The organism is Neorhizobium sp. LjRoot104 (assembly GCF_964253725.1).
Taxonomy (GTDB): domain Bacteria; phylum Pseudomonadota; class Alphaproteobacteria; order Rhizobiales; family Rhizobiaceae; genus Neorhizobium.
In genome coordinates, this window is sequence record NZ_CAXURS020000001.1 from 2,284,905 (window position 1) to 2,294,834 (window position 9,930).

The following is a 9,930-nucleotide window of genomic DNA, read 5'->3' on the forward strand; positions in this document are numbered from 1 at the left end:
GTCCGCTCTAACGCAATTCACGAGATGCTACAAGCCGTTGCCGCAATAGCTTCACAATCAACCGGCAGGTAGGCTCGTCTGGCGCGAACAGGCCGAGCCGATTCCCGTTTCGGCGCGTTCGCGCGGCAGATGGAACATTACGGGCGGGTCCGGGAAAAGCATTCCCTCCGCTCCGGCAGATCGGAGAACATCCATGCGCGTTGCGCTTTCGTCGTCACGTATCGTCCTTGCAGCCGCATTTGCTGGTGCGGTCGCCGTCTCTTCCTCGGGCCAGGTTCTGGCCCAGGATATCCGTCCCCGCGAGCCGGTCATCAATGTGCTCGGCGAGGGCCAGGCCTCCGTGGCGCCCGATATGGCCATCCTGACGCTCTCGGTGGTTCGCAACGGCAAGACGGCGGAAGCGGCGCTTTCAGCCAGCAGCGCCGCCATGAAGGACGTGCTTTCGGCGATAAGGAGCGACGGCATCGCCGACCGCGATATTCAGACCAGCAATTTTTCGATCTATCCGCAATACCGCCAGCCCGAACCGAAGGAAGGCGTCGTCGAGCCGCCGCAGGTGATCGGTTATGAGGTCTCCAACACGCTCACCCTCAAGGTCCGCGATCTCCAGAAACTCGGCGGCCTCATCGATCGTTCGGTGAAGCTCGGCGTCAACCAGGGCGGCCAGATCGCCTTCACCAACGACAAGCCCGACGAGGTGATGACCGAGGCGCGCAAGAAGGCGGTCGCCGAGGCGCTCGCCAAGGCAAGGACGCTGACGGAAGCGGCAGGCGTCAAGCTCGGCCGGATCCTGGAAATCAGCGAGAACTCGATGCGCCCCGTGCCGCAGCAGATGATGCGCATGGCGATGGCCAAGGACATGGCCGCCGAAGCGGTTCCCGTCGCCGGCGGCGAAAACACCTATACGGTGACCGTCAACGTCACGTTTGCTCTTGAGCAGTAACGTAAAAACAAACACCCCCGCCAGGTCGGTGAGACCTGGCAGGGGCGCTTGTCCTCCGTCAACGGGCGATGGAGACGGAAGGGTTCTTTGAGATGAAGCCTAGCGGCGAATGACCGGGCAGCCGCGCTCGTTGGCGAACAGGATGCGGTCGGGGCCGCGGCGGCCGAAGCCGGCAACGATCACGACGCGGCGGCCGGCATCCACGACGCGGGCGCGGCGCAGGCCCATCCGGCTTGCCTTTTCTTCAGCCAGCCAGGGCGAGCAACCGCGCGGGCCGCGATCCGGACGCCAGTCGCGGTCACCGCCGCGATCCGGACGCCAATCGCCATCACGGTCGCGATACTGTACCTGGATGGCGAATTCCGGGCCGGCGGCAGCAGCCGTCGGGGCGGTCGCGGAAAGGCCGGCAAGTGCGATGAGGGCGGCCGCACCGGCTTTAACGATCATGCTGGTCATAGGATATTTCTCCGAAATCCGGGCCAGGTCCTGCGGCCCCAAGGGTTGTTCCTCTCGCCTTTCCGAGCGATTGGCGCGACCCTAGCCCGGCGGGTCTGAACAAGATCCTAACTTGCCATTCAGCCGGTATTCATGTCCCGCTCACGGCCGGAAGATCATGGCGAAAGATGCAGCACGACCTGGCGGACATGCGGGTGATCGCGATGTTCGAAGAGGTAGATGCCCTGCCAGGTGCCGAGCATCAACCGTCCGTCCCTGACGGGAATGCCGAGCGAGACGGCGGTCAGCGCCGCCTTGATATGCGCCGGCATGTCGTCGGGGCCTTCGGTAGTGTGGGTGACCCAGCCCATGCCAGGATCGGTGGTGGGCGGCACCAGACGGGAGAAGAAGGTCTTCAGGTCGCGGCGGACATCCGGATCCGCATTTTCCTGGATGATCAGCGAGCAGGACGTATGACGCACGAACACCGTCAGCAGCCCCTCGCCCACCTGCAGGCGGCGCAAAAAATCCTGCGCCGCTTCGGTGAATTCATAAAGCCCCTGGCCGCTTGTGGAAATCGAGATCACGGTCTGGGGCATGGGGTCCTCATCGACAAAAGCGCCGGCGGCAAGGATAGAAGCACCGGCAGGGAGACGGCACTCCTATCATCGGCCGGCTACAATGTCAGGAAGGGCTCGAAGCCGCCGAAGATCATCCGTTTGCCGTCGAAGACCTGCGTCCACTCGTCTCCGGAAAACCGCGGGTCCTTCATCACCCTGGCATTGATCTCGTCCCGGCGGGCCCGGCTTTCATAGGTGATCCAGGAGAAGATGACGATCTCGTCCTCCTTGGCCTGCACCGCCCGCGGAAAAGAGGTCAGTTCCCCATAGGGCACGTCGTCTGCAACGCATTCCACGTAGGATAGCGCACCATTCTCCATCCACACCGCACCGGCAAGGCGCGCCATGTCCTTGTAGCGTTCGAGATTGGCCTTGGGCACGGCCAGAATAAATCCATCGACATAGGGCATGATTTCCCTCCTTGTTGCGTCAACACCCCAAGGACGTGGGAGGGAAAGCAAAGCCGACAAGGGGACCCCGGTCCCTAACCTAAATGTAGAATACTCTCCGCCGCAAAATATCTGTCGCGAAACTCAAGGATTCCTCGAAAAGTGCCGTGTGTCCGGATCAGATAGCATTTCCGAATGCATTCAGTTCTTCCACGCTGCGAAGTTGCACCAGCGGCTTGCCTTGGACTTTCGCCTCTGTGCAAAGCTCTCGAAGAGTGGGCATCCAACCCTGATCGACATCCCAAATCGTGCGAAAAAGCTCGCGCGTGGGGGGCATAGCAGAAATACCGCCTGGGGCATGTTCGAATTTCCCAGACATCCAGGCCATCTGCCGTTCTGCTGCGAGCCAGAAATGCATCCATAGCGGCATATCGATGAGGATGATTTCCGTTGCTCGCGCAAGGCGCGCCGGGATCGAGTCCAGGCTTCCGAGCCCGTCGATCACCCAGGCATCTTCAGAAATGATTTGCTCATGCTTGAGTGCATAGACATCAGGCGGCGTTAGAAGCCAACCCTCTTGCCAAAGAAGGCGGTCAATTTCGACATGCCGAAGACCTCGCTTCTCGCCAAGTTTGCGAGCGAGAGTGGATTTTCCACCACCTGCATTACCGAGAATCACGATCCGCGACATCGACGAAAATATCTCCAGCAAGACAAACCGCCCGAGACACCCATCCCATAATGGGATGCAACAACAGTATCTACTATAGAATTCCACATTTCGGTTAGGGGCCGACAAGTGCACCGGGTTTTCTTCGCCCTCCAGGGTTTTCACCCGCAAAGCTCCGAAGGACGGCAAGCGTAGCCTCGGTCGCCCATCCGCCTGTCAGAACTGACCCGCTTCAGGCGCGCCGAACTCCTCGATGGAATCGACCCGGTCGGGATAGAAGGCGACATGCTCCTTGATCCCGGAGACGGCTTCGTAGGGGTTCTCGTAGGACCAGACGGCATTTTTCGAACGGTCGCCGCCAGCCGGAATGCTGAAATAGGAGGCCTCTCCCTTATACGGGCAATAGCTCTGGTGGTCTGTCCGCTCGAGGAGCGACATATCAACGTCCTTGCGGGGGATATAGTGGACCGGCGGATAGGAGGACTCGCGCAAGGTGAGCGAATTGACGCTGTCAGCGATCACCTGGCCACCGAGCTTCACCACCACCCGCGCCGGATTGTGCGCAACGGTGATCGGATGATCCGGTCCTGGAATTTTCTGTGCCCTGACGTTCATGGCTCGTCCTTTCGGGTTCGACGCATGCCCTCGATATAGGGCGCCCCGAACCGCCACCAAGCGGCCGCAGCGGAATGCTCCGGCCATCGACGGCGAACAATCCGGGGGACACCGGTCAGAACGTTGTGATCACGCTGATTCCCGGCGTTTCGGATTTGTCGAGCGTCATCAGGCCCGGCACCGCTTCTTCGAGGGTGATCCGCTTGGCGATCAGCTGCTGCGGCTTCATCCTGCCGGCCTTCAGCATGGCCAGCATCGCATCGTAGCGCCAGGCCTGCATGCCGTGGCTGCCGTAGATCTCCAGCTCGTGGCCGATCACCTGCGCCATCGGGATCGAGGGCGTGGCATGTTCGCCGAGCATCAGCCCGACCTGCACATGCCGGCCACGGCGGCGGAGATTCTTGATCGAGTTGAAACAGGTGACCGGGTGGCCGAGCGCATCGATCGATACGTGGGCGCCACCCTTGGTGATCTCGCGAACCGCCTCCACCACATCGGCAACCGTGCTCGCATTGATGGTTGCGACCGCACCGCATTGACGGGCAAACGCCAGCTTGTCTTCGGAAAGATCGATGCCGATGGCGTTGGCTCCAAGCGCGGTAGCGATCATGATCGCCGACAGGCCGACGCCTCCGCAGCCATGCACGGCAACCCAGTCGCCCGGGCCGGTGCGGGCCTGGTCGGCAACCGCGCGGAAGGAGGTCGCGAACCGGCAGCCGAGGCTCGCCGCCGTCGCATCGTCGATCTCTTCGGGCAGGTGCACGAGGTTGGTGTCGGCATAGTCGATCGCCACATATTCGGCGAACGAGCCCCAATGGGTGAAACCCGGCTGGAACTGGTTGGGGCAGACCTGCTGGTTGCCGGAATGGCATTCGGAACAATGGCCGCAACCGGAAACGAACGGCACCGTCACCCGGTCGCCGATCTTGAAGCGCATGACGCCCTTGCCGGTGGCCACCACCTTGCCGGCAAGCTCGTGGCCCGGCACATGCGGCAGGCGGATATCCGGGTCGTGCCCCATCCAGCCATGCCAGTCGCTGCGGCAGAGCCCACTCGCGCCGACCTTGACCACGACGCCACCGAAACTCGGCTCCGGGTCGGGAAGATTGCGGATTTCGGGTGCCTTTTCAAAGGCTTCGTAGAACATGGCTTTCATCGCAGGCCCCCATCGGAAAGTGGGTGAAACATAGTCGCAGCAATCTGCCGGTCAACCAAGGGTGATCCCCTACCTAAGTCATATTCGCAGATCGGCCGATCACAAATCCGGAAAGCCGCGCTTGCGCCACTCGCTTCGCGGCACCGGCGCACCGATCTCAAAGGCGAAGGAGATTACCTTGGTGGCGTCCTCGTTCAATTCGCAGCGAAAACTGAGGTCATACCATTGCGCATTCGCCCGAAACTCACTGCGCTTGACTTCCAAAACCGATCCGCTGGATAGCCGGTAGGAACGTACCCGGTCCGCCGGATAGGGCGGAGACGCGCGCCACAGCTGAAAGCTGAGTTCCGTTGCACAAAGCTGGCCCGCGCGAACGCCCCGTGGAATGCTGCCCATCGCCGTCGTAGCAACAGGATCATCCGTCTCGCTCTGTGAAAACAGCGTCTTTGCCTTCGTCAGCTCAACCGGCTTGCCTGCCGTCGGTGTCTTGGAAGGATCGCTCTTGGGCGACGCGGCCGGCGGCGCCGTCACGATTTCGGTCTTGGCCGCATCCGGCGAAACCCCGGCGACCGGACCGTTCCGCAATCCGTTGGCTGCCGCAATGCCGACCTCCGGCAGTTGGATATTGTCGGGCACCGGATTGGCCGGTGGTGCCTCCACGACGGCAGGCGCTTCCTTTGCCTGTTTCACCGGTTCGACGGCCTCCGCATCCGCCTTGCTCTCGGCAGGCGGGCTGGTCGTTTCCTTCGATGCATTGCCGGTTTCGGATTTTTTCGGCCCGGTGTCCTTCTCGCCGAATTCGAAGACAGGGCGCAGAACCGGCAAGGGCTGCCCCTTGGCCTGTTCGGCGGCGGCCGACGGCTCGGCGGTTTTTTCCTTGGGTGCCGGCGGCGGCTCCTGCGCCTTGGCCTCCTCCTGCTTCGGCGGCTCAGGCGGCGGAGGAGGCGGAGACGGCTCCACCTTCTTGGCCTCTTCCTGTTTTACAGGTTCCGGAGGTTTCTTCTCCTCCGGCTTCGCCTCTTCGGCTGGTTTCTTTTCTTCGGCCTTGTTTTCCTCGGGCTTCGCCTCTTCCGGTTTCTTCTCCGGCTCTTCCGGCGGAGGAACGATCTCGACCTGTACGCTCTCTTCCTTCTCCGGCTCGGACTGATCGACCGGCAGGTGGAGGAACAGCGCCGCCACGAACACGACATGCACAAGGATGGAGGCAGGAATGCCCCATCTTATGTCGCCGCGCGGCTTTCCAGATAAATCCGTCATCGCAGCGGATGTAAGATGGAAAGCCGCCCGGATCGAGTCCCCGAGTGATCAAAACATAGCAAAATCCAGCTTTCCGGCAGCGAGTTGCGCTGCCGCCCCTCTCCCACGGGATTCGGATGTAGTCGCCGTTGCAAACAAACCGACCACATGGTATGTTTATCCATGTCAAAAGCTCACAGACGCGAAAAACAGCCCGAACAGGTGCGGCGATCCCTTCTGGATCATGCGGCGCGGTGCGCCGTGGACGAAGGTCTCGGCAGCCTCACCCTGCAGGCAGTGGCCGATGCGGCCTTGGTCACCAAGGGCGGCCTGCTGCACCACTTCCCCAGCAAGCAGGCCCTGATCGAAGCGGTCTTCGAAGACCTGCTCGGCAAGCTCGACGTGGAGATCGACCGGCTGATGAGCGAGGACGATGCCGATCGCGGCCGGTTCACGCGCGCCTATATCGACGCCTTTTTTCAGGTGACCCGTGATGGGGCCGAAAGCCCCTGGGCGGCGCTGTCGATCTCCTGCATGACCGATCCGCGGCTGAGGCAGCTCTGGTCGGAATGGATGCGCGAACGGCTCGAACGCCACGCTGAAACCGACAGTCATCCGGCCTTCAAGCTCGCACGTTACGCAGCGGACGGCATCTGGCTCGCCAACCTCATGGAGGCGGACGGTCTGCCGGCGGAGGAACTCGCCAAACTCCGCGACCATCTCCAAAGCCTCACGAAACAAGAGTAACGACAATGAACCCAGCCCTCCTCACCTACGGCTCTCTCGCCGCCGCAATCGTGCTGGAAGTCATCGGCACGACCTTCCTGCAGCAGAGCCAGCAGTTCACCCGGGCGTTTCCGACCATCCTGATGGGGCTGTGTTATGCGGCCGCCTTCTATCTCCTGTCGATCGCCTTGCGCACGCTGCCGGTCGGCATCGCCTACGCGATCTGGAGCGGCCTCGGCATCGTGCTGATCTCGGCCGTCGGCCTTGTGCTGTTCCGCCAGACGCTCGACACCGCCGCCATCATCGGCCTCGGCCTGATCATCTCCGGCGTCGTGGTCGTCAACGTGTTTTCGAGCTCGGTCGGGCATTGAAAACGAGTGCCGAGTTTCGGCGACCGCCCGATATTGCAAGATGTCCTGCTTTTCGCTATTGAAGCGGTCGCTGGATCTGAACTCAGCCGTAAGCGTCTAACGTGAAGCAACGCATCCCAACCCCGGATCGTCGGTACTGACGATTTTGATCGGATGCATATGCTCGATATCGATCGACGATCCTCATCAGGAAAGTCTTCACCATGAAGCTTACACGCCTCCCCGCACGTTATGCCGCTCTTCTCATGCCGTTCATTCTATCCATCCTGATGACTTTTGTCGTATCAGGTGTCGCGACACTCAAGAACCTCGGCTTTGCTCCCGAATTTCTGCCGAGTTGGATGTCCGCATGGCTGGTCTCCTGGCTCATCGCATACCCGACCCTACTGGGAGCTCTGCCGGTGACGCGGCGGATCGTGCAGTCCATCATCCGGCCAGCCTGATCACCAAAACAGAAAACCCGGCCTGCTTTCGCGGGCCGGGTTTTGCATGTTTCATATCTGAAACCGCTCAGCTGTCCAGGAAGCTGCGCAGCTTGCGGCTGCGGCTCGGGTGCTTCAGCTTGCGCAGCGCCTTCGCCTCGATCTGGCGGATACGTTCGCGGGTGACCGAGAACTGCTGGCCGACTTCTTCGAGCGTATGGTCGGTGTTCATGCCGATGCCGAAGCGCATGCGCAGCACGCGCTCTTCACGCGGCGTCAGCGAGGCGAGAACGCGGGTCGTGGTCTCGCGCAGGTTCGCCTGGATGGCCGCATCGATCGGCAGAAGCGCGTTCTTGTCCTCGATGAAATCGCCGAGATGCGAATCCTCTTCGTCGCCCACCGGGGTTTCGAGCGAGATCGGTTCCTTGGCGATCTTCAGGACCTTGCGGACCTTTTCGAGCGGCATGGCGAGCTTTTCGGCCAGTTCTTCCGGGGTCGGCTCGCGGCCGATCTCGTGCAGCATCTGGCGCGATGTGCGGACGATCTTGTTGATCGTCTCGATCATGTGCACCGGAATACGGATCGTGCGGGCCTGGTCGGCGATCGAACGGGTGATCGCCTGCCGGATCCACCATGTGGCATAGGTCGAGAACTTGTAACCGCGGCGGTATTCGAACTTGTCGACCGCCTTCATCAGGCCGATATTGCCTTCCTGAATGAGGTCGAGGAACTGCAGGCCGCGGTTCGTGTACTTCTTGGCGATCGAGATGACGAGGCGAAGGTTCGCTTCGACCATTTCCTTCTTGGCGATGCGCGCTTCGCGTTCGCCCTTCTGCACCATCGACACGATCCGGCGGAATTCGGCGATCGAGATGCCGGTTTCCGTCGCCAGGTTCTGGATCTCCTGGCGGATATCGCGGATCGTCGTGTTCTCGGCGCGCGCGAATTCCTTCCAGCCGCGAGCGGCCAGATTGGCGATCGACTTCATCCAGTTCGGATCGAGCTCGGCACCCTGGTACTGCTCAAGGAAGCTGTCGCGCTTGACGCCGTAGGATTCGGCGAGGCGCAACAGGCGGCCTTCGTTCTGCATCAGGCGCTTGGAAATGTCGTAGAGCTGCTCGACCAGGGAATCGACGCGATTCTGGTTGAGCGACAGCGATTTGACCGCCGTGATCAGCTCGTCCTTGAGCTCCTTGTAGCGGCGCTCCTGGGCAGACGACAGCGTACCGGTCGCCGCGAGACGCTGCTCGACCTGCTGGTCCTGCAGCTTGCGCAGCTTCTTGTATGTGTCGGCGATCGTGTCGAGCGTCTCCATGACCTGGGGACGCAGCTCGGCTTCCATCGCGGCGAGAGAAAGGCTCGACTCGTCGTCGTCCTCTTCCTCCTCCTCGAGGTTCATGCCATCGCCGCCGACAGCCGTGATGTCGTCGTCATTGGCAGCGGAGAAGCGGGCCTTGCGGGTCTTTTCCTTCTCCTCGGCGGCCTTGCGGTCGGCCTCGATCTTTTCCGGGCTCTGGAACTGCGGCGCAGCCTTGGCTTCAGGACCGGAATAGGTCGTTTCGAGATCGATGATCTCGCGAAGCAGGGTCGTGCCTTCGTTCAGTTCGTCACGCCAGATGATCAGCGCCTGGAAGGTCAGCGGGCTTTCGCAGAGCCCGGCGATCATCGTTTCGCGGCCGGCCTCGATGCGCTTGGCGATCGCAATTTCGCCTTCGCGCGACAGAAGCTCGACGGAGCCCATTTCGCGCAGATACATGCGCACCGGGTCGTCGGTACGGTCGGTCGGCTCTTTCTTCTTCGCAGTCGCGAGCGCGGTGCTGGAGGTGGTGGCGATTTCGCCGCCTTCGCTCTCATTGTCGTCGCTGTCGCCGTCGGCGTCGTCGTCACTGGCGGCGGTTTCTTCCGCCTCTTCGTCTTCGACGACATTGATGCCCATGTCCGACAGCATCGCCATCGTGTCTTCGATCTGCTCGGAGGTGACTTCCTCCGACGGCAGGACCGAGTTCAACTCGTCCATGGTGACATAGCCGCGCTTCTTTGCGGCTTTGATCATCTTCTTGACGGCGTCGTCAGAAAGGTCGAGAAGCGGACCGTCGTGCGAGCCCTCGCGTTCGTTCTCTGCTTCTTCGTTTTCTTTGACTTTTGTTGCCATGTATTTAGTCGCTTTCCCTGAACGCTACTTTCGCCGCGCTTCGTGGCCACCGGCTGAAGACGGGGTTGACCGCCTTAGTCGCGAATCACTGTCCAACACGTAACGGAATGACCTTTAATTCCCGATTACCATTCGGCGGCCGTTTTTCACTCAGGACCGTCCTACAAGAGGATCACCGGTCATGTTCGGTGCTAT

Annotated in this window: 12 protein-coding genes; 4 read left to right on the forward strand and 8 right to left on the reverse strand. The window is 61.3% G+C overall.

Going from position 1 to position 9,930, the window contains the following annotated elements; translation table 11 throughout:
• The first annotated feature begins 193 nt into the window (after nt 1–193).
• On the forward strand, nt 194–943 hold the full coding sequence (locus tag ACSQ8R_RS11590) for an SIMPL domain-containing protein (RefSeq protein ID WP_436253491.1): 750 nt from the start codon (nt 194–196) through the stop codon (nt 941–943).
• Between the two features lie 99 nt (nt 944–1,042).
• Here ACSQ8R_RS11590 and ACSQ8R_RS11595 read toward each other — a convergent pair whose 3' ends face one another.
• The 7 genes from ACSQ8R_RS11595 to ACSQ8R_RS11625 form a co-directional block, all read right to left on the reverse strand.
• A complete protein-coding gene (locus ACSQ8R_RS11595) occupies nt 1,043–1,399 on the reverse strand; it encodes a hypothetical protein (protein ID WP_436253492.1) in 357 nt (118 codons plus the stop codon).
• Nucleotides 1,400–1,554: 155 nt separating this feature from the next.
• Nucleotides 1,555–1,977: a secondary thiamine-phosphate synthase enzyme YjbQ gene (locus tag ACSQ8R_RS11600; protein WP_436253493.1), complete on the reverse strand. Its 423-nt coding sequence runs from the start codon at nt 1,975–1,977 to the stop codon at nt 1,555–1,557.
• 77 nt (nt 1,978–2,054) lie between these two features.
• Nucleotides 2,055–2,408 (reverse strand): DUF1428 domain-containing protein, encoded by a 354-nt coding sequence (locus ACSQ8R_RS11605; RefSeq protein ID WP_436253494.1) that lies wholly within the window; start codon nt 2,406–2,408, stop codon nt 2,055–2,057.
• 157 nt (nt 2,409–2,565) lie between these two features.
• Nucleotides 2,566–3,099, reverse strand: coding sequence for an adenylate kinase (locus tag ACSQ8R_RS11610; protein WP_436253495.1), 534 nt, complete (start codon nt 3,097–3,099; stop codon nt 2,566–2,568).
• Between the two features lie 174 nt (nt 3,100–3,273).
• Nucleotides 3,274–3,672 (reverse strand): DUF427 domain-containing protein, encoded by a 399-nt coding sequence (locus ACSQ8R_RS11615; RefSeq protein WP_436253496.1) that lies wholly within the window; start codon nt 3,670–3,672, stop codon nt 3,274–3,276.
• A 115-nt stretch (nt 3,673–3,787) separates the two neighbouring features.
• A complete protein-coding gene (locus tag ACSQ8R_RS11620; protein WP_436253497.1) occupies nt 3,788–4,828 on the reverse strand; it encodes a zinc-dependent alcohol dehydrogenase family protein in 1,041 nt (346 codons plus the stop codon).
• A 99-nt stretch (nt 4,829–4,927) separates the two neighbouring features.
• Nucleotides 4,928–6,085 carry a DUF930 domain-containing protein gene (locus tag ACSQ8R_RS11625; protein ID WP_436253498.1) on the reverse strand — a complete coding sequence of 386 codons (1,158 nt, stop codon included), beginning with the start codon at nt 6,083–6,085 and terminating at the stop codon, nt 4,928–4,930.
• A 240-nt stretch (nt 6,086–6,325) separates the two neighbouring features.
• Between ACSQ8R_RS11625 and ACSQ8R_RS11630 the strand changes: the two genes are divergently transcribed.
• The 3 genes from ACSQ8R_RS11630 to ACSQ8R_RS11640 all read left to right on the forward strand — a co-directional run bounded on the left by ACSQ8R_RS11630 (nt 6,326) and on the right by ACSQ8R_RS11640 (nt 7,604).
• Nucleotides 6,326–6,811, forward strand: a complete 486-nt coding sequence (locus tag ACSQ8R_RS11630; RefSeq protein WP_436253499.1) for a TetR/AcrR family transcriptional regulator — start codon at nt 6,326–6,328, stop codon at nt 6,809–6,811.
• 5 nt (nt 6,812–6,816) lie between these two features.
• Entirely contained in the window at nt 6,817–7,161 is a 345-nt protein-coding gene (locus ACSQ8R_RS11635) for a DMT family transporter (protein ID WP_436253500.1), read from the forward strand.
• A gap of 203 nt (nt 7,162–7,364) precedes the next feature.
• Nucleotides 7,365–7,604, forward strand: a complete 240-nt coding sequence (locus ACSQ8R_RS11640; protein WP_436253501.1) for a DUF2798 domain-containing protein — start codon at nt 7,365–7,367, stop codon at nt 7,602–7,604.
• Between the two features lie 67 nt (nt 7,605–7,671).
• Here the strand turns inward: ACSQ8R_RS11640 and rpoD are convergent, their stop codons facing one another.
• Nucleotides 7,672–9,735, reverse strand: coding sequence for an RNA polymerase sigma factor RpoD (rpoD, locus tag ACSQ8R_RS11645; RefSeq protein ID WP_345925163.1), 2,064 nt, complete (start codon nt 9,733–9,735; stop codon nt 7,672–7,674).
• Nucleotides 9,736–9,930: the final 195 nt, after the last annotated feature.

Bases quoted from the DNA above. Each gene is read 5' to 3' on its own strand.
- ACSQ8R_RS11595 (WP_436253492.1), bottom strand. From the start codon at position 1,399: ATGACCAGCATGATCGTTAAAGCCGGTGCGGCCGCCCTCATCGCACTT.
- rpoD (WP_345925163.1), bottom strand. From the start codon at position 9,735: ATGGCAACAAAAGTCAAAGAAAACGAAGAAGCAGAGAACGAACGCGAG.
- ACSQ8R_RS11600 (WP_436253493.1), bottom strand. From the start codon at position 1,977: ATGCCCCAGACCGTGATCTCGATTTCCACAAGCGGCCAGGGGCTTTAT.
- ACSQ8R_RS11625 (WP_436253498.1), bottom strand. From the start codon at position 6,085: ATGACGGATTTATCTGGAAAGCCGCGCGGCGACATAAGATGGGGCATT.
- ACSQ8R_RS11620 (WP_436253497.1), bottom strand. From the start codon at position 4,828: ATGAAAGCCATGTTCTACGAAGCCTTTGAAAAGGCACCCGAAATCCGC.
- ACSQ8R_RS11605 (WP_436253494.1), bottom strand. From the start codon at position 2,408: ATGCCCTATGTCGATGGATTTATTCTGGCCGTGCCCAAGGCCAATCTC.
- ACSQ8R_RS11590 (WP_436253491.1), top strand. From the start codon at position 194: ATGCGCGTTGCGCTTTCGTCGTCACGTATCGTCCTTGCAGCCGCATTT.
- ACSQ8R_RS11640 (WP_436253501.1), top strand. From the start codon at position 7,365: ATGAAGCTTACACGCCTCCCCGCACGTTATGCCGCTCTTCTCATGCCG.
- ACSQ8R_RS11615 (WP_436253496.1), bottom strand. From the start codon at position 3,672: ATGAACGTCAGGGCACAGAAAATTCCAGGACCGGATCATCCGATCACC.
- ACSQ8R_RS11635 (WP_436253500.1), top strand. From the start codon at position 6,817: ATGAACCCAGCCCTCCTCACCTACGGCTCTCTCGCCGCCGCAATCGTG.